Annotated in this window: 17 protein-coding genes and 1 tRNA gene; 7 read left to right on the forward strand and 11 right to left on the reverse strand. The window is 70.2% G+C overall.

What is annotated here, in order from left to right:
• A partial coding sequence (locus tag D8Y23_RS05500; RefSeq protein ID WP_164878150.1) for an ABC transporter ATP-binding protein occupies nucleotides 1-554 on the reverse strand: 554 nt, incomplete at its 3' end.
• Between the two features lie 169 nt (nucleotides 555-723).
• Here D8Y23_RS05500 and D8Y23_RS05505 point away from each other — a divergent pair.
• Complete coding sequence (locus D8Y23_RS05505; protein ID WP_128217165.1) at nucleotides 724-1179, forward strand: hypothetical protein; 456 nt, start codon at nucleotides 724-726, stop codon at nucleotides 1177-1179.
• Nucleotide 1180: 1 nt separating this feature from the next.
• Here D8Y23_RS05505 and panB read toward each other — a convergent pair whose 3' ends face one another.
• From panB to D8Y23_RS05535, 6 genes are all read right to left on the reverse strand, one after another.
• Entirely contained in the window at nucleotides 1181-2065 is an 885-nt protein-coding gene (panB, locus tag D8Y23_RS05510; RefSeq protein WP_128217166.1) for a 3-methyl-2-oxobutanoate hydroxymethyltransferase, read from the reverse strand.
• The gene (panC, locus tag D8Y23_RS05515; protein ID WP_128217167.1) at nucleotides 2062-2952 is read right to left on the reverse strand and encodes a pantoate--beta-alanine ligase; all 891 of its coding nucleotides are present in this window, start codon (nucleotides 2950-2952) and stop codon (nucleotides 2062-2064) included. Before panC ends, panB begins: the two co-directional genes overlap by 4 nt.
• On the reverse strand, nucleotides 2949-3710 hold the full coding sequence (locus tag D8Y23_RS05520; RefSeq protein ID WP_128217168.1) for a DUF2520 domain-containing protein: 762 nt from the start codon (nucleotides 3708-3710) through the stop codon (nucleotides 2949-2951). Before D8Y23_RS05520 ends, panC begins: the two co-directional genes overlap by 4 nt.
• A gap of 275 nt (nucleotides 3711-3985) precedes the next feature.
• A complete protein-coding gene (locus tag D8Y23_RS05525) occupies nucleotides 3986-4474 on the reverse strand; it encodes a hypothetical protein (protein ID WP_128217169.1) in 489 nt (162 codons plus the stop codon).
• A gap of 20 nt (nucleotides 4475-4494) precedes the next feature.
• Nucleotides 4495-4570: transfer RNA gene (locus D8Y23_RS05530), tRNA-Lys, on the reverse strand.
• 157 nt (nucleotides 4571-4727) lie between these two features.
• The gene (locus tag D8Y23_RS05535; protein WP_128217170.1) at nucleotides 4728-5390 is read right to left on the reverse strand and encodes a fasciclin domain-containing protein; all 663 of its coding nucleotides are present in this window, start codon (nucleotides 5388-5390) and stop codon (nucleotides 4728-4730) included.
• A 321-nt stretch (nucleotides 5391-5711) separates the two neighbouring features.
• On the opposite strand from D8Y23_RS05535, the gene sigK reads away from it, so the two are divergent.
• The 4 genes from sigK (at nucleotide 5712) to D8Y23_RS05555 (ending at nucleotide 8994) form a co-directional block, all read left to right on the forward strand.
• On the forward strand, nucleotides 5712-6314 hold the full coding sequence (gene sigK, locus D8Y23_RS05540; protein ID WP_205796878.1) for an ECF RNA polymerase sigma factor SigK: 603 nt from the start codon (nucleotides 5712-5714) through the stop codon (nucleotides 6312-6314).
• Entirely contained in the window at nucleotides 6311-7117 is an 807-nt protein-coding gene (locus D8Y23_RS05545) for an anti-sigma factor (protein WP_128217172.1), read from the forward strand. The genes sigK and D8Y23_RS05545 overlap by 4 nt, the downstream gene beginning before the upstream one ends.
• Nucleotides 7118-7169: 52 nt before the next feature.
• Complete coding sequence (locus D8Y23_RS05550; RefSeq protein WP_128217173.1) at nucleotides 7170-7808, forward strand: DNA-directed RNA polymerase subunit beta; 639 nt, start codon at nucleotides 7170-7172, stop codon at nucleotides 7806-7808.
• Nucleotides 7809-8109: 301 nt separating this feature from the next.
• Nucleotides 8110-8994 carry an aminodeoxychorismate lyase gene (locus D8Y23_RS05555; RefSeq protein ID WP_128217174.1) on the forward strand — a complete coding sequence of 295 codons (885 nt, stop codon included), beginning with the start codon at nucleotides 8110-8112 and terminating at the stop codon, nucleotides 8992-8994.
• Nucleotides 8995-9048: 54 nt separating this feature from the next.
• Here the strand turns inward: D8Y23_RS05555 and pstB are convergent, their stop codons facing one another.
• The 4 genes from pstB to pstS all read right to left on the reverse strand — a co-directional run bounded on the left by pstB (nucleotide 9049) and on the right by pstS (nucleotide 13107).
• Entirely contained in the window at nucleotides 9049-9828 is a 780-nt protein-coding gene (gene pstB / locus D8Y23_RS05560) for a phosphate ABC transporter ATP-binding protein PstB (RefSeq protein ID WP_128217175.1), read from the reverse strand.
• 33 nt (nucleotides 9829-9861) lie between these two features.
• The gene (pstA, locus tag D8Y23_RS05565) at nucleotides 9862-10971 is read right to left on the reverse strand and encodes a phosphate ABC transporter permease PstA (protein ID WP_128217176.1); all 1110 of its coding nucleotides are present in this window, start codon (nucleotides 10969-10971) and stop codon (nucleotides 9862-9864) included.
• Between the two features lies 1 nt (nucleotide 10972).
• The gene (gene pstC, locus D8Y23_RS05570) at nucleotides 10973-11917 is read right to left on the reverse strand and encodes a phosphate ABC transporter permease subunit PstC (RefSeq protein ID WP_128217177.1); all 945 of its coding nucleotides are present in this window, start codon (nucleotides 11915-11917) and stop codon (nucleotides 10973-10975) included.
• Nucleotides 11918-11994: 77 nt separating this feature from the next.
• Entirely contained in the window at nucleotides 11995-13107 is a 1113-nt protein-coding gene (gene pstS, locus D8Y23_RS05575; protein WP_128217178.1) for a phosphate ABC transporter substrate-binding protein PstS, read from the reverse strand.
• Nucleotides 13108-13271: 164 nt separating this feature from the next.
• Between pstS and D8Y23_RS05580 the strand changes: the two genes are divergently transcribed.
• Nucleotides 13272-17207, forward strand: coding sequence for a Pls/PosA family non-ribosomal peptide synthetase (locus D8Y23_RS05580; protein WP_428844467.1), 3936 nt, complete (start codon nucleotides 13272-13274; stop codon nucleotides 17205-17207).
• Nucleotides 17204-18502 carry a M1 family metallopeptidase gene (locus D8Y23_RS05585; RefSeq protein ID WP_128217179.1) on the forward strand — a complete coding sequence of 433 codons (1299 nt, stop codon included), beginning with the start codon at nucleotides 17204-17206 and terminating at the stop codon, nucleotides 18500-18502. Before D8Y23_RS05580 ends, D8Y23_RS05585 begins: the two co-directional genes overlap by 4 nt.
• Nucleotides 18503-18512 lie beyond the last annotated feature (10 nt).

Genomic DNA, 18512 nt, shown 5'->3' on the forward strand with positions numbered 1-18512 from the left:
TCGAGGTTGCCGGTCGGCTCGTCGGCGAAGACGAGATCGGGCTGCGTCGCGAGCGCACGCGCGATCGCCACGCGCTGCTGCTGGCCCCCCGACAACTCGTGCGGCCGGTGGCGGAGTCTGCTCCCCAGCCCCATGGTCTCGACCAGCGTGTCGATACGGCGGCGTGCGATCGCGGACGGAGCGCGGCCGGCCAACTCGAAGGGCAGGGCGATGTTGTCTGCGACATCGAGGGTCGGCACGAGATTGAACGACTGGAAGACGAATCCGACGCGCGAGCGGCGCAGCACGGTCAGATCGAGATCGCTCATTCCCGTGATCTCGGTGTCACCGATGAATGCCCGTCCCGAGGTGGCGTTGTCGAGCCCGGCCATGATGTGCATCAGAGTGGACTTGCCCGACCCGGAAGGTCCCATGATGGCGGTGAATTCTCCGCGACGGATGCCGAGGGAGACATTGTCCAGCGCGTGCACGCGCGAGTCACCGGCGCCGAAGATCTTGGTGAGGTCGTGAACTCGAGCGGCCATGTCACGGGTGTCGTGAGGCGAAATCTGCATGTCCCCAACGCTAGGAATGTGCCGTCCGATCCGGATCGGCCCCCGGTCGCATCGCCATACATCTCAGGGATGACATCCACCCGCGCCGTCGAACAGGTACCTCCATCGACGGACACGGATCATCCGTTCGGCGGACGATCGGGCCGGCGTCCTCGACGACGCTCGATCCATGACATCGCACCGCACCTCATTGCTCGCCCTCGCCGTCGCCGCGGGCGGGGCCCTCACCCTGACGCTGTCCGGATGCACGGCCATCCAGGAAGCCTTCTCGCAGGAGATCACGACGGAATTCGCCACCGCGAACGACGTCGCCGACCGATGGGACACCGAGGTGCCGTGGCTTCCCGCCGATGCCACCGAGATCATCGCCAAGGAGAAGCCCGATGGTGAGGTCGCGGCGCTGATTGCGCACAGCCCCAGCCTCCTCGACCCCGAGACGTGCGTCGAGGTCGACCGCCGGTCAGCGCCGACGGTGAACGTCGACACCGCACCGGACGTCTACGGACACGCCCGTGTCTTCGCCTGCGGCACGTGGTCGGTCATCCCCACGGACGACGGATGGTACGGGTGGACGCCGAACAGCGCCGACGAAATGGCGCAGTCGCCGAGCTCGGGGTCGTCGTGATTCAGAGGCCCGTGCTGTCCTCGTCGCGGCGACCCCGCCCGTCGACGAACGCGCGCACGGACGCGGCGACTTCCGCGGCCGCCGGGTACACGTGCTCCGCTGCCGGGAACGCCCCCTCCCGCACCTCCCGCGCGTACGTCTCAACAGCCTCCACCATCGCGTCGCCGACGGCGGCGTACCGCTTCACGAATACCGGCGCGCGTCCCTCCGTGATCCCGAGCAGGTCGTGCTGCACGAGCACCTGCCCGTCGGCCGGGCCCGCCCCGATCCCGATCACCGGGATGCGCAGCGCCCGCCGGATCTCGTCGACCACATCGGCGGGAACGGCTTCGATGACGACCGCGAACGCTCCGGCATCCTGAACCGCGAGGGCATCCCGTGCGACCCGGATCGCGTCGTCGGACGTGCGGCCCTGCGCGCGGAGTCCGCCGAGAGCCGTGGCCGTCTGCGGTGTGAGGCCGACGTGACCGACGACGGGGATGCCGGCCTCGACGATCGCCCGCAGTCGCGACAGCCGCGCGGGATTCGCGCCCTCGAGCTTGACGGCCTCGGCACCGGCTGCGTGCACGAAGCGCACGGAGGTCGCGACGGCCTGCTCGTCGCTCAGCTCGGTCGTGCCGAACGGGAGGTCGCACACGACGAGGGGCGTCTGCACCGCGCGTCGGACCGCCTTGGCGAGCGTCAGCATCTCGTCGAGCGTGACCGACGTCGTGTCCGGGAGACCCAGGACGACCTGGGCGCCGGAGTCGCCCACCAACACCATGTCGACGCCGGCACGCTCGGCGACCCGACCAGACGCGAAGTCGTAGGCGGTGACCATGACGATCGGCGTCCCGGCGTCGGCGAGTTCGCGCAGCGAGCGCAGGGTGACTTTCGAGCGCGTCATGCGTGATCGCTTCCGTTCGGGCCGAGGGAGATGCGGTCGTCCTGGCCCTGGACAAGCACCACGTTGTCGATGAGCCGTACCGGACCGACGCGCACGGCGAGCGCGAGGAGCGCGGGGTGCTCGATCTTCTCGATCGGCTCGAGGCTGTCGGCATCCACGATCTCGACGTACTCGGGGTCGAGGCCGTTGAGCTCGACACGCACCGTGTCCGTGAGCGAATGAGGATCGCGGATGCCGTCGGCGAAGGCATCCTGCGCCGCTCGGAGCGCTCGCGGAATCGCCGCCGCGACCGCGCGGTCGTCGGGGGAGAGGCGCGTGTTGCGGCTGGAGCGTGCGAGGCCATCCGCGTCGCGGGACGTCGGCCGCGTGACGATCTCGACCGGGATGCCGAGGTCCGCCACCATGCGGCGGACGACGACGACCTGCTGGGCGTCCTTCGCGCCGAAGTAGGCGCGGTCGGGCTGGACGGCGAGCAGGAGTTTCGCGACGACCGTGGCGACGCCGTCGAAGTGGGACCGCCCGCGTTCCGCGCCCTCGAGCGTGCCGGTGATGGCCCCGCCCACCGACACCGTCGTGGCGAAACCGGCCGGGTACATCTCGGCGACGGACGGCGCGAAGACCACGTCGACGCCCGCCTCCGCGGCGAGAGCCACGTCGGCCGCTTCGGTGCGCGGGTAGGCGTCGAGGTCGGAGGCTTCGCCGAACTGCGTCGGGTTCACGAAGATCGACAGCACGACGGTGCCGTTGTCGTTCCGGGCGGCGCGCAGCAGCGACAGGTGCCCCTCGTGCAGATCTCCCATCGTGGGGACGAACCCGACGCCGTCTGCCCTATGCAGGGCAAGGGCCGCGCGCAGCTCGGCGACGGTGCGGACGATCCGGGGGGTCACGAGGCGGCCGTCGTTCCGGCGCGCTGCGCGACGGCCAGGTCGCGGGTCGCGTCGACGAGTGCGTCGAAGAGCGCCAGGCGGTCGGGGAGTCGCTCGGCGATCGCGGCGCGCTGGCGAGCGACGGTGACGTCGTCGCCGCGCGACACGGGACCGGTGAGGGCGGATGCCGCCCCGCGGTCGGCCCAGTTCTCGACGGCCGCGCGGACGAGCGGAACCAGCGCGTCGCGCTCGAGCCCAGCGGTGGCGGCGAGGTCCTCGGCCATGCCCTCGAGCGTGACGAGGAAGTTCGCGGCGATCGAGGCGGCCGCGTGGTACGCGGCGCGATCCTCGTCGCGCACCGTGATCCCCGTCATCTCGAGCACGTCCGCGAGCGCTTCGGCTGCGGTGTGCGCGCGGGGCGTTGTAGCGGCGAGCGCGGCGGTCACTCCCGTGAAGGACGCTCCGGCCCCCGTGACGGTCATGAGCGGATGGATGCCGAACGCCTCGTGCGGCGCGAGCACGGACAGGTCGAGCGCGCCCGAGAGGTGTCCGACGAGTCGACCGGGCGCGATGGCTCGTGCGGCGTCGGCGATCGCGGCATCCGGCACCGCCAGGAGGACGATGCCGGCGTCCGCGCCGTTCTCGCCGCGGCTCGCGGGGCCGAGCACGGGCACGCCGGCGTCGGAGAGTGCGGCGGTGAGGGCGCGACCCATGCGGCCGTTACCGACGACGAGCACCGGTGCGTCGTGGCGCAGGACGGAGAGCGAGAAGGTCTTCATAACGTGGGGCGGGCCCGCACGGGCGGCTGCGCCGGATTCCAGGGTATCCCGGCGGGAGCGGGGAGGAGGCGGCGAGGCGCCGGTGGGCGCAGCCCGTGGCGCCCGACCGCAGCAGACTCTCCCTGAATGACAGGGTGGCCGCAACCTCCCAGGACATGAGGTGTTGCGACCACCGTGTTGCGGGTGACCAATGAGGTCGGGCGTTCCGCCGTGGCGGCCGCCGATCCCGGCCGATCAGTCGATCGGAGGGCACCTCGTCACCGGGACCGTTCTGTCTACGGTCGGCGTGTGGTCGTCCCGCCACCGCGACGCGAGCGAATGAAGCGCATGACGAGCGGAAGAACGAGAGGAAGAAAACGAAGAAGTTTGAACACGGGGAGCTCCTGGATGTAGGGACGGTGCGACGCCACCGGACGTGGCGTCGGCACCGTGGTTTCGGGGTTAGGGACGCGGGGGCAGTGGGGGCGCTGCTGCTGGGTGCGGGTGGCGGACTGCACCTGGCTCGCGGCCTGCTTCGCCTGGTCCGTGACGCTCGGGGCGCCCTGAACCTGCTGCTGGATCTTCGGCGCTTCGTCCTCTGCCTTCGTCAGCATCGCCTCCCAGCGCTGCTGCATGGGCTTGATGAGTCCGCCGCCGGCCCCGACGATGATGACGCCGGCGATGATGGCGAGCACGGCGATCAGGATCGGCGTGGTGACGAAGGTCGCGACCTCGATCTGGTTGAGGGCGGCGGTGACGCCGAGGAAGAGGATGAAGATCGCCACGATTTCGAGTAAGCGCAACATGGTGGGCCCCGTGGGGCTCGAACCCACGACCCGCGGATTAAAAGTCCGATGCTCTACCGACTGAGCTAGAGGCCCGTGGCATCCACCCTACCGGCCCGCAGAGGGCCGCTCGCGCAGGTGCGGACACACGAAAAGAGCGAGCGCCGGACCCCCTCGCCTGGGGTCCGGCGCTCGCCGTCAGGTCCGATCGGTCATCGATCGGTCGGAAGCGTGATGCTCACGCTCCGAGGACTTACATGGGGGGCATCAGCACCGTGTCGATGAGGTACACCGTGGCGTTGGCGGTCTGGACACCACCGCAGATGACGTTGGCGTCGTTGACGGTGATCGCGTCACCCGAGCCGGCGACGGTGACTTCCTGGCCCTCGACGGTGGCCTGCGCGCCCTCGATCTCGTCCGGGGTCAGCTGACCGGGGACCACGTGGTACGTGAGGATCTTGGTGAGCAGGTCGGTGTCGGTCTTCAGCGTCTCGATCGTGGCGGGGTCGATCTTGGCGAACGCGTCGTCGACCGGAGCGAAGACCGTGAACTCGCCACCGTTGAGGGTGTCGACGAGGTCCACGTTGGGGTTCAGCTGGCCGCTGACGGCAGCGGTCAGCGTGGTGAGCAGCGGGTTGTTCGAGGCGGCGACGGCGACCGGGTCAGCCGACATGCCCTCGACCGAACCAGCACCCGAGGGAACGGCGGCGGCGTAGTCCGCGCAGCCGGGGCCGACGAGGTTGGCGGCCGGGTCCATCATCTCGGCGGTGGCCGAGGGGCTGGCCTCCATCGAGGGAGCCATCGACTCGTCGGTCGACTCGCCGGCGGTGGTGCCGCCGGAACATGCGGTGAGAGCGAAGGCCGAACCCAGGACGAGGGCGAGACCGGCGACGACAGGCTTCTTCTTGGTGAGCATGACATTCCTCCGAAATCGTTCGGACCGCGGCTGCGACCCGTTAGGACACCCCGGTGCGGGGGGCGGTTCGCCGTGTTGCGGCGTACACAGGGTCTTCGGGACCCCTCCGTCTTCGGATTGCAGTTTGTGTCGAAATCACCCCTGCGGAGCGGCGATAGGTGGACAAATCCCAGGTCAGCAGCGTCTAAATATTCCCAAGAATATTTTCCAGATGCCATGCAGCGGCCGCTGCGGCCTGCTCCGAACGCTCCGACGGTCACGGTTGCGTACCTCATGCGCGCCACGCGCGCACGAGGAAGGGAAGTATCCGCCCGGTGCGGCATGCTGGGATTCATGGTGATCGACGGAATCTCTCTCCCCGGTGACGGGGCGGACCACGTCGACCACGTCGGAGAATTGCTGCAGAAGATCGCCACCGGTGATCGCACCGCCTTCGCCGAGCTGTACGACACTCTGTCTGCTCGCGCGTTCGGTCTCATCCTGCGGGTGCTCGTCGACCGGTCGCAGAGCGAAGAAGTGCTGCAGGAGGTGTTCCTGGAGATCTGGCAATCCGCCGCGCGCTTCACTCCGAACAGAGGGCAAGGAAGATCGTGGGTTCTCACGATCGCGCACAGACGAGCGGTGGACCGCGTGCGGTCGTCGCAGTCGAGCGTCGATCGCGACATCCGCGTCGGATTCCGGGATATGGACGTCGCTCACGATGACGTCTCTGAGAAAGTAGAACTCAAAATCGAAGGGCGCCGCGTCGTCGATGCACTCGCGACGCTTCCCGACGCCCAGAAGGAAGCACTCACCCTCGCCTATTTCGGCGGGTACAGCCAGAGTGAGATCGCTTCCCTCGTCGGGGCGCCGCTCGGTACGGTCAAAACGAGGATGCGTGACGGTCTGTCGCGCCTGAGAATGGAGATGGGGGTGGACAAGTGAACGAGAGGGATTTCGCCGACCTCGCTGCCGGTCACGCGCTGAACGCGCTTCCCGAAGCAGACGAACGCGCGTACCAGGAGGCTTTGGCGGGCAACCCGCACTGGTCCTCCCACGCGCGGGATGCCGCTGACGCCGTCGCCGCGATCAGCGAAACCGTCGTGCCCGTGGAGCCGCCGGCATCCATCCGCGCTTCGCTCCTCGCACGTATCACCGATCTGCCCCAGGCCGGCTCCGCTGTGCCCGAGGGTGACCCCGTCGACGCCGAAGACTACGCCGCGGCCGGTCCCGCCCCGATCGAGCCCGAGGCCGAGATCGTTTCCGCGCCATCGTGGGAGGGATCCGGCTGGGGCATGCGCCGCTGGTTCACGTTGGCCGCCTCGCTCGTCGCCGTGCTGGTGCTCGGTTTCGGCGCGGTCACCATCGGTCAGCAGCTCACGCGCCCCGCGTCGATCGTCGCGCTGGAGCAGGTGACCTCCGCGCCGGACGCGCAGTCCGCGACCGCGACGATGCCCGACGGTGCCGTGGTGACCGCCCACTGGTCGGCCTCCACCGGGCAGAGCGTGCTCGTCACCGACGGCATGCCCGCCCTCTCGAACGAGCAGACGTACGAGCTGTGGTTCGTCCGCGACGAGACCCCGATCGCCGCCGGAATCTTCTCGACGGATGCCAGCGGTCGAGCGACCGCGGTGCTCGAGGGAGAGTTCCATTCGGGCGACGTCATCGCGGTGACGGTCGAACCCGCGGGGGGCTCGCCCGACGGCACGCCGAGCTCGGCCCCGGTCGTCGCGGTGGCCACCGCCTGAACGGCCGACCACCCCGGCCCGGGCTCGGGAGCACACGCTCTAGCCTGGAACGATGAGCGATTCCCCTCGCGAATTCCACAAGCCCGTACGGCGTCCCGCTGAGCTGTTCGACCGCCTCTTCGCCGCGGACGATCCGGCCGAGGTGTCGCGCGTCGCGCACAGTACAGCCCAGGCGCTGTTGTCTCGAGTGCGCGCCGACCCGACGGTCGATGTCGTCGAACGTCTCGTGGCGTTCACCGACGATCATGGGATCGACGACATCGCCGAGCTCTGGTCGCGCTCGCCCGCGCGGTCCCTCCCCGGTGCGCTGTGGCGGCTCTACCTGTTGCAGCTCATGATCCACGACGACGCTGCGACGGCGGCCATGCTGTTCGAGCGCGGACGTGTGGAGATGGCGACGGTCGATCCTGTTGTCGTGGGTGCCCCCGCGCCCGCCGGCCCCGAGGAGCTCGTCCGCCTCATCGATACGATCCTGCGCGGGTTGTTCGAGGGTGACTTCGCAGTCGCGCTGGACCGTGCGGCGGCGTTCTGCCGTGTTCAGGCCTCGGGGGCGACCCACCTCGCCGACGACTACGAGATCACCGAATCCGAGCGCGCGACGGCGCTCACCACCCGCGCACTGCGGTTGTCGACGTACGCCGACGACCTCACCGCGGCCGCCGCGCTGTGGCGCCGCGACGCTCTGACCTGACACGCGCCCGGCGTCGAGCGTCCGGAGGACGCCGCTTCGGGGGCGAGACGTGCGGCGTGTCGTGAACACTCGGCCGCGGGAGGGAGCGGGGCGCCGCGGGGCGAAGATGCGCCGCGGGCAAAGAAAGTGCCGGGCCGCAGAACGCCTCTCGGCGCAAGGCCGCTCATAGCGGCAGAAGATGGAGCCCGGGGTTACTGCGGCCCGGCTATAGGAGTGTAACAAGCGAGGCCCCGGAGCATTCCCTCGAGCCCGGAGGTTGACACGGGCCGGGCGTGTCGGTGGCGGGGCATAGGCTCATCCCATGATGTTGCGCTTCGCTCTCGTGGTCGACCCCGTGGCATCCGAGGACCGACGACACGAGTTCTCCGACACGTTCACTGTCATCGATCCGGCCGCCCCGGCCGTACAGGTGGGAGACCTGAGCGCGCAACGCGGGGACGGCATCTTCGAGTCGCTCGGTGTGGTCGACGGACACGTGCAGGAGATCGAGCCGCATCTCGCCCGTCTGGCGAACTCCGCGCGTCTGTGCGACCTTCCGGCGCCGCACCTCGATCAGTGGCGTGCGGCGATCGAGCGGGTTGCTGCCGAAGCAGGCCCGGGAGAGAGTGCCATCAAACTCATCCTCAGTCGCGGCATCGAGCACGGTTCCGCTCCCACGGCGTGGATCACGCTCGCCGAGGCCCCCGACAGCGCCGGTGCCCGCACCGAGGGAGTCCGCGTCGTCACGCTCGACCGCGGGTACGCCTCGGACGTTCCCGAGCGCGCCCCGTGGCTCCTCCTGGGCGCCAAGACGCTGTCGTACGCCGTCAACATGGCCGCTATCCGCGAGGCGAAGCGTCGCGGCGCCGACGACGCCGTGTTCGTCACCAGCGACGGGTTCGTGCTGGAGGCGCCCACGGCATCCATCGTTCTGCGGCTCGACGACAGGTTCGTCACGCCCACGCCGAGCGCGGGGATCCTGCACGGGACGACGCAGCGGAGCCTGTTCGCCTTCCTCGAGCGTCGGGGCTTCGGAACGGACTACGCGACGGTGCCCGCGGAAGACCTGGTACGCGCGGACGCCGCGTGGATTCTGTCGAGCGTGCGACTGGCCGCGCCGATCTCGGCCGTCGACGGTCGCGAACGTGCCGTCGATCGCACGCTGACCGACGAGATCAACGCCTACCTGCTGTCCCCGCGGGACTGACCCCTCGAACGACGACGGCCCCGCCGAAGCGGGGCCGTCGTGGGGGAGTGGGGCTTACCCGAAGCGTCCCGAGACGTAGTCCTCCGTCGCCTGAACGGTGGGCGCCGTAAAGATCGTCGCGGTGTCGTTGTACTCGATGAGCTTGCCCGGCTTGCCGGTGCCGGCGATGTTGAAGAACGCCGTCTTGTCGCTCACGCGCGAGGCCTGCTGCATGTTGTGCGTCACGATGACGACCGTGTACTCGCTCTTCAGCTCGCCGATCAGCTCTTCGATGGCGTACGTCGAGATCGGGTCGAGGGCCGAGCAAGGCTCGTCCATCAGGATGACGTCGGGCGAGACCGCGATGGCGCGAGCGATGCACAGACGCTGCTGCTGGCCGCCGGAGAGGCCCGAGCCGGGCTTGTCGAGGCGGTCCTTGACCTCGTTCCAGAGGTTCGCCCCCTGGAGCGACTTCTCGACGAGGGCGTCCGCGTCGGACTTGCTGATGCGGCGGTTGTTCAGTTTCACACCGGCCAGCACGTTCTCACGAATGGACATCGTGGGGAACGGGTTCGGGCGCTGGAAGACCATGCCCACCTGACGACGCACGAGCACGGGGTCGACACCCGAGCCGTAGAGGTCGTCACCGTCGAGCAGCACGCTGCCCTCGACGCGCGCGCCGGGGATGACCTCGTGCATGCGGTTCAGCGTGCGGAGGAAGGTCGACTTTCCGCAGCCGGACGGCCCGATGAAAGCGGTGACGCTTCGGGGCTCGATGTCGAGGGAGACCCCTTCGACGGCCAGGAAGTCGCCGTAGTAGACGTTCAGGTCGTTGACTTCGATGCTCTTGGACACGATTCCTCGGGTTTGTTCGGGATGGAAAGGGGCTCAGCGGCCGAGCTTGGGGGAGAAGACCTTCGCCACGAGGCGCGCGACGAGGTTGAGCACCATGACGATGACGATCAGAACGAGCGCGGCACCCCACGCGCGATCGATGAACGCGGATGCCGGGATGCCCTGGTTCATGTACTGCGAGTAGGCGAAGACCGGCAGCGTGCTCATGCGACCGTTGAAGAGGTCGTAGTTCACCGACGTCGCCACGCCCGCCGTGAGCAGGAGCGGCGCGGTCTCGCCGATGACGCGCGAGATCGAGAGCATGACACCCGTCGTGATGCCGGCGACGGCCGTCGGCAGAACGACCTTGCTGATCGTGAGCCACTTCGGCACGCCGAGCGCGTAGGAGGCCTCGCGCAGCTCGTTGGGCACGAGGCGGAGCATCTCTTCGGTGGAGCGCACGACGACCGGGATCATCAGCACGGACAGGGCGATCGCGCCCATGATGCCCATGCGGATGCCGGGGCCGAAGATGAGGGCGAACAGCGCGTAGGCGAACAGACCCGCGACGATGGACGGGATGCCGGTCATGACGTCGACGAGGAACGTGATGGCGCGGGCCATGCGGTTCCCGGCTCCGTACTCGATCAGGTAGATCGCGGTGAAGATGCCGATCGGGATCGAGATGACCGCGGCGGCCAGCGTGATCATCAGCGTTCCGACGATGGCGTGAAGCGCCCCACCGCCCTCTCCGACGACGTTGCGCATGGAGGAGGTGAAGAACTCGGGGGTGATGCCGTTGATCCCGTTGGTGACCACCGTGACGGCCACCGACACGAGCGGCACCATCGCGATGGCGAACGCGGTCACGACGATGCCGGTGACCAGGCGATCGACGCCCTTGCGGCGGCCCTCGATGATCGTCGACAGCACCGTGATCATGATCAGGTAGATGATCGCCGTGACGACGGCCCATCCGGCGATGTTGAACGCACCGCCGCCCCCGAGGGCGACGATGCCGAAGAGTGCGGCGCTGAGGGCGGCGGCACCGCCGAGGACGGCCCACGGGGACCAGGAGGGCAGGTGACCGCCGCGAAGGCCGTCGACCTTCGCCACGGGCGTCGCCGTGGCGGGAGTGCGAGGAGCGGTGCTGGTCGAGGTCATGTCAGTTCGCTCCCGAGAATTCCTTGCGCCGGCTCACGATGTAGCGAGCGAGCGCGTTGACGGCGAAGGTCACGATGAACAGCACGAGGCCGGTGGCGATGAGGACGTTGACGTTGAAGCCGTAGGCCTCGGGGAACGTCAGCGCGATGTTCGCGGGAATGGTGCTGGGGTTCTCGGACGTGAACAGCTGGAGGCTGATGACGCCGGATGCCGAGAGGACGAGGGCGACGGCCATGGTCTCGCCGAGCGCGCGACCGAGGCCGAGCATGGACGCCGAAACGATGCCGCTGCGGCCGAACGGGAAGACGGCCATGCGGATCATCTCCCAGCGCGTCGCGCCGAGGGCGAGGGCCGCCTCCTCGTGGAGGACCGGGGTCTGGAGGAAGATCTCGCGGCAGATGGCGGTGATGATCGGGGTGATCATGACCGCGAGGACCACGGCGGCGGTGAGGATCGTGCGCCCGGTCGCCGAGACGGTGCCGGAGAACAGGGGGAACCACCCGGCGTTGGTGTTCAGCCACGCGTACACGGGCTGGATGGCGGGGGCGAGGACCAGGATGCCCCAGAGGCCGAAGACGACGGACGGAACCGCGGCGAGCAGGTCGACGAGGTAGCCCAGGCCCTGGGCCAGCCGGCGCGGTGCGTAGTGAGAGATGAAGAGTGCCACGCACACCGAGAGCGGGACGGCCATGATCAGAGCGAGGATCGACGCCCAGATCGTTCCGAACGCGAGGGGACCGACATAGGCCCAGAAGTTCGACTGGAGGATGGAGGCGTTCTCGCTCGTCGCGGTGAAGCCGGGGAGCGACTGGACGACGAGGAAGATCGTCACCGCGGCCAGCGTGACGAGGATCATCGACCCTGCGAACAGTGCGGTACCGGAGAAGACGCGATCTCCGGGGCGTTGCTTCGGCTTATCGGGTGCCGGAGCCGTAGTGGACGTCATGGCTTCCTGTCTCGGTCGAAACGGGCCGAACCCGGCCCGATACGGAGAGTATCGGGCCGGGTGTCGGTTAGGGGTTCTTACTCGGCGACGATCAGGTCGATCGCGGCGTTGACGCGCTCGCGCAGGGTGTCGCTGATCGGGGCGTTACCGGCCGCGTCCGCAGCGGCCTGCTGGCCCTCTTCGCTCGCGACGTACTCGAGGAAGGACTTCACGATCGGGGCGGCCGATGCGTCGGCGTACTCCTCGCACGCGATCATGTAGCTGACGAGGACGATGGGGTACACGCCCGCGTCGGTCGAGGTGCGCTCGAGCTCGATCGCGAGGTCGCCCTCGGAGCGGCCCTCGACGAACGGCGACGCGTCGACGATGGCGGCGGCAGCCTCGGGGGAGTAGGGGACGAACTCTTCGCCGACCTTGATCGCGGCCGTCGAGAGGCCCTCCTGCGCGGCGCGCGAGGCGTCGGCGTAGCCGATGGTGCCGTTCGCGCCGGCCACGGCCGAGACGACGCCCGAGGTGCCGTTCGCGGCCTCACCCGAGGTCAGCGGCCATTCGCCGTCGGGCTCCGAGGTCCAGACGGAGGGGGCCGCCTGGTAGAGGTAGTCGGTGAAGTTCTCGGTGGTGCCCGAGTCGTCCTGGCGGTGGACCGGGGTGACGGCCGTGTCGGGCAGCGTGACGCCCGGGTTGGTGGCGGCGATCGCCGGGTCGTTCCACGTGGTGATGGTGCCGGCGAACATGCCCGCGACCGTCGCGGCGTCCAGGTTGATCGAGTCGACGCCGTCGAGCTTGAAGATCACGGCGATCGGCGAGATGTAGGTGGGGAGCTCGATGATGCCCGAGCCGTCGGCGCAGGCGCCGAAGCCGCCCGCGGCGATCTCCTCGTCGTTGAACGCGCGGTCCGAGCCGATGAACGGGAAGGCGCCCGCCTGGAACGACTCACGGCCGGCGCCCGAGCCGGAGGGCTCGTACGTGATGGTGACGTCGGGGTTGGCGGTCTGGAATCCAGCGGTCCACGCCTGAACCGCGACCTCCTGCGACGACGCGCCGCCGCTGGCGACCTCGCCGGAGAGCGAGGACGATCCGCCGTCGGTTCCGCCACCGGTGTTGCCGCCTTCGTTCGCGGCGCAGCCGGCGAGAGCGAGAGCCGCGACGGCCGAGATGGCGCCGAGCTGAGCGAAGCGAGTGATCTTCACGATGAAAGTCCTTCGGGGTATCGGGAGCTGTGTGCAGGCCCTGTGCGGGGCCCGGACCGACGCTAGACAGCCTCCTTTACCAAAGGGCATTCCAGGGGTGAACGGAAGGTAAACCGAGGCGGCCGTTCCGGGGTGTTTTCCTGGCCTGTGTACGCTTCATCCCCGTGACGATCCCCGCGTTTCCCGGCCAGGACCTCCTCGACCGCACGAACGCGGCCGCGCCCGCGCGCACGCTGATCGACATCCTTTCAGAGGTGGCATCCCAGCATCCCGAGGCCTCCGCGATCGACGACGGGTCGGGTGCGCTGAGCTACCGCGAACTGCTCGCCCGGGTCTGGCGGACCGCGGCCGCGCTGCGCGAGGCGGGGGTGCGTCGCGGCGACCGGGTCGGCGTGCGCATGCCGTCGGGGTCGAAGGAGCTGTACGTTTCGATCCTCGCCGTGATGGCGGCCGGGGCCGCCTACGTGCCCGTGGATGCCGACGACCCCGACGAGCGTGCACGACTCGTGTTCGGCGAAGCCGGGGTGAGAGGGGTCATCGCGGGCGAGGGCGAGTTCGTGGCGGGGGAGGGGCTCGTACGTCTCTACGACGGCGATGCGCCGCACCCGAGCACGAGCGCCGTGCCGATCGTGGCGCCCCCGGGCGTCGACGACGACGCGTGGATCATCTTCACCTCGGGGTCGACGGGGGTGCCGAAGGGCGTCGCCGTCACGCACCGGTCGGCGGCGGCCTTCGTCGAGGCGGAGGCGCGACTGTTCCTGCAGCGCGACCCGCTCGGACCCGGCGACCGGGTGCTCGCCGGACTCTCGGTCGCCTTCGATGCGTCGTGCGAGGAGATGTGGCTCGCGTGGGGGCACGGCGCATGTCTCGTCCCCGCTCCGCGGTCGCTCGTGCGCTCCGGCGAAGACCTCGCGCCCTGGCTGCTGCGTCAGGGCATCTCGGTCGTGTCCACGGTGCCGACGCTCGCGGCGATGTGGCCGGCGGACTCGATCGAGAACGTCCGCCTGCTGATCTTCGGCGGGGAGGCCTGCCCGCCCGAGCTTTCCGCGCGACTCGTCGCCGAGGGGCGCGAGGTGTGGAACACCTACGGACCCACCGAAGCGACCGTGGTCGCGTGCGCCGCGCTCCTGGACGGAACGCCGCCCGTGCGCATCGGACTCCCGCTCGACGGCTGGGCCCTGGCCGTCGTCGACGCGGAGGGGCAGCCGGTCGCCGAGGGCGAGGTCGGCGAGCTGATCATCGGGGGCGTGGGCCTGGCCCGGTACCTGGATCCCGCCAAGGATGCCGAGAAGTACGCGCCGATGCCGACCCTCGGGTGGGGGCGTGCCTACCGCTCCGGCGACCTGGTTCGCTTCGAGAGCGAGGGCCTGGTCTTCCAGGGGCGGGCGGACGATCAGGTGAAGGTGGGCGGCCGCCGCATCGAGCTCGGCGAGGTGGAATCGGCGCTGCAGGATCTGCCCCAGGTGCACGCGGCGACGGTCGCCGTCCGCACGACCGAGGCCGGGGTGCCCGTGCTCGTCGGGTACCTCGTGTTGGAGGTGGGCGTCGAGCTCGACCGCGCCGCCGCGCGCGCGGCCCTCGCCGAGCGCCTGCCCGCCGCGACGATCCCGCTCCTGGGCGTCGTCGAGGAACTCCCCGTGCGCACGTCCGGCAAGGTCGACCGCGCGGCTCTGCCGTGGCCTCTCCCCGGCGTGGACGCCCCCGCCGCGACCGACTTCTCCCCCGACGAGGCCTGGCTCGCCGAGCAGTGGCAGGCCGTGCTGGGCCTTCCGGTCACCGACCGCAAGGCCGACTTCTTCGACCTCGGAGGCGGCTCGCTCTCGGCGGCGCAGCTGGTCTCGCGGATCCGTGCACGCGTGCCCGAGTTCTCGGTCGCCGACATCTACGACGTGCCGCGACTGGGTGCGATGGCGAAGGCGCTGGGACCGCAGCTCACCGACGACGCGCCGGCGGAGTTCCACCGCCCCACGCCGACGCCGCGGGCGACGCAGTGGGTCCAGACGCTCCTCGGGGCACCGCTGTTCATCCTGTCGGGCGTGCGCTGGCTGCTCTATCTCCTCACGGCGTCGGCGATCCTGCAGCTCGCCCCGGGCTTCGAGGTGCTCCCCTCCGTGCCCTGGCCGGTTCTCGTGGTCGGCCTGCTGCTGTTCGCCACGCCCTTCGGACGGATGGCGATCGCGGTCGTGTCCGCCCGCCTCCTGCTCGCCGGCGTGCGGCCCGGCGACTATCCCCGCGGCGGCGGGGTGCACGTACGGCTCTGGCTCGCCGAGCAGATCGCCGCTCAGGTCGACGCCGTAGGACTCGCCGGGGCCCCGTGGGTGTCGTACTACGCCCGCGCCCTCGGCTCCCGCATCGGCAGCAATGTCGACCTGCACGCCCTGCCCCCGGTGACCGGGATGCTCGTCGTCGGCGACGGGGCCTCGATCGAACCCGAGGTCGACCTCACCGGCTACTGGATCGACGGAGACCTCGTCCGCATCGGCGAGGTGCGCATCGGCGCCGAGGCCACGGTCGGCGCGCGCTCCACCCTCGCCCCGGGGACGCGCATCGGGCGTCGCGCCGAGATCGCGCCCGGTTCCGCGGTGTTCGGTCGGGTCAAGGCCGACCAGTCGTGGGCGGGCTCGCCGGCCGTCCGCGTCGGCGGCACGGCGAAGGGGTGGCCGGCCGGACGACCCACGGCCCCCACACGCTGGCTGTGGGCGTACGCCGCGTCGGCCGTTCTCCTCGCCGTCCTTCCGCTGCTGTCCTTCGCCGTCGGGGGCCTCGTCGTCGCGCAGGGGATGCGGGATGCCGAGTCGCTCGCCGCCGCAGCGGGCGCGGCGTTCGTGTGGTTGGTGCCCGCCGTCGCGGTCACGGGCCTGGTGTTCGCGGCATCCGTGGTGCTTCTCGTGCGTCTGTTCTCGATCGGGTTGACGGAGGGGACGTTCCCCGTGCGCAGCCGCGTCGCCTGGCAGGCGTGGACGATCGAACGTCTGCTGGACTCCGCGCGGACGATCCTCTTCCCGCTGTACTCGAGCCTGTTCACCCCCGTCTGGCTGCGGATGCTCGGCGCGCGCGTGGGCCGAGACGTCGAGGCATCCACCGTCCTTCTCCTACCGACGATGACGCGGATCGAGGACGGGGCGTTCCTCGCGGACGACACGATGGTCGCGTCGTACGAGCTGCGCGCCGGGTGGCTGCGCGTCGGGTCGGTGCGCATCGGCAAGCGGGCGTTCCTCGGCAACTCGGGCATGGCCGCGCCCGGGCACCGTGTCCCGCGCGACGGCCTGGTCGCCGTACTGTCGGCCGCACCGCTCAAGGCCAAACCCGGCTCCTCGTGGCTCGGCTCGCCGGCGGTGCGCCTGCGCCGGCTGTCGGCCGAGGGCGACGAATCGCGCACGTACCGTCCGACCCCCGCCCTGCGCTTCGCGCGGACGCTGTGGGAGCTGGGCCGGTTCGTCCCCGTCGTCGTGACGTGCGGGATCGGACTCGGTGTCCTGTTCGTCCTGGCCGGACTCTGGCAGACGGTCGGACCGGTCTGGACCCTGCTGCTGTCGGGCCTCGTGCTTCTGGCGGCCGGCGCCGTCGCCGCCACGGTGTCGACGCTCGCGAAGTGGGCGATCGTCGGCGTGATCCGCGCGGGGGAGCAGCCGCTGTGGTCGAGCTTCGTGTGGCGGACGGAGGTGTCCGACACCTTCACCGAGATGGTCGCGGCCCCGTGGTTCGCCCGCGCGGCCGCCGGAACCCCCGCCCTCGCCATCTGGCTGCGGAGCCTCGGCGCGCGAATCGGCCGGGGCGTGTGGTGTGAGAGCTACTGGTTGCCGGAGCCGGATCTGGTCACGCTCGGCGACGCGTCGACGGTCAACCGCGGGTGCGTCGTCCAGACCCACCTCTTCCATGATCGAATCATGAGTATGGACACCGTCGAACTCGAGCCCGGTGCGACCCTCGGGCCGCACAGCGTGGTGCTCCCCGCATCGACCCTGGGAGCGCACGCGACCGTCGGTCCCGCCTCGCTCGTGATGCGCGGAGAGACCGTCCCGGTCGGTTCGCGCTGGAGCGGCAACCCCATCGGCCCCTGGCGCGCGGTCAAGGTGCGCGCCTACCAGTCGACCACGTGAGCGGCGTCGATCCGTACGCTCCGCAGAGCGGCGACGCCGGCTACGACGTGGCTTCGTACGACCTCACGCTGGACTACCGCGTCCGCACGAACCGCCTTCAGGGAACCGCGGTCATCGCCGCTGCCGCCGTCGGCGACCTGACCACGATCTCCCTCGATCTCGTCGGTCTCCGGGCCGGCCGTGTGCGCGTGAATGGAGCGCCCGCGCGCTTCTCGGCCGCGGCGGGAAAGCTCCGGGTCACCTCCCCCCGGCCGATCGTCGCGGGGCAGGCGTTCGAGGTCGAGGTCGCTTACGCCGGTGCCCCCGGCCCGCGGCGTTCGCGTTGGGGGGCGGTCGGCTGGGAGGAACTCACCGACGGCGCCCTGGTGGCCGGGCAGCCGACCGGTGCCCCCACCTGGTTCCCGTGCAACGACCGCCCGGACGACCGTGCCCGGATGACGATGCGGATCACGGTCGACGACGGCTACACGGTCGCGGCGACCGGCGTGCCGAACGCTGCCACCCGCCGCGCGGGACGCGTCACGACGACGTTCACGTCGACCGTGCCGACCGCCACGTACCTCGCCGCCGTCCACGTGGGTCGGTACCGCACGGGTCCGCTGGCGGGGTCCGGTGTCGCCGGCATCCCCCCGGTCACCGTGACCGCGCCGCCCGCCCTCGCCGCGGCGGCGGGTCGGGCCTTCGCGCCCGTCCCCGAGATGCTGCGGGTGTTCTCGGGGCTCTTCGGGCCGTACCCGCAGGAGGCCTGCGCGCTCGTCGTGACCGCCGACGAGCTCGAGATCCCGCTCGAGGCCCAGGGCCTCGCCGTGTTCGGCATGAATCACCTCGTTCCGGCGGCGCAGCGCCTCGTCGCACACGAACTCGCGCACCAGTGGTTCGGCAACAGCGTCGGAATCGGCCGGTGGAGCGACATCTGGCTCAATGAGGGATTCGCCTGCTACAGCGAGTGGCTGTGGTCGGAGGCGTCGGGTGGTCGCTCCGCCGACGACTGCGCGCGGGGACACTACACGCGGCTCGCCGCGAAACCCCGCGACCTTCTTCTCGTCGACCCCGGCCCCGACGACATGTTCGACGACCGGGTCTACAAGCGCGGGGCGCTCGCGCTCCACGCCCTCCGACTCCGCGTCGGCGACGCCGTGTTCTTCGATCTCGTGCGCGGCTGGACGGCCGAGCACCGCCATGCCCTCGTCACCACCGATGACTTCCGCGCCGCGGTTCGGTCGGCCGGCGGCGTGGATGCCGAGAACCTGCTGTCGCAGTGGATCGACCGCGTGGAGCTGCCCGCGCTCGGGTGACCGGGCTGGT

This window comes from Microbacterium enclense (assembly GCF_004022425.1).
Lineage (GTDB): Bacteria > Actinomycetota > Actinomycetes > Actinomycetales > Microbacteriaceae > Microbacterium > Microbacterium enclense_A.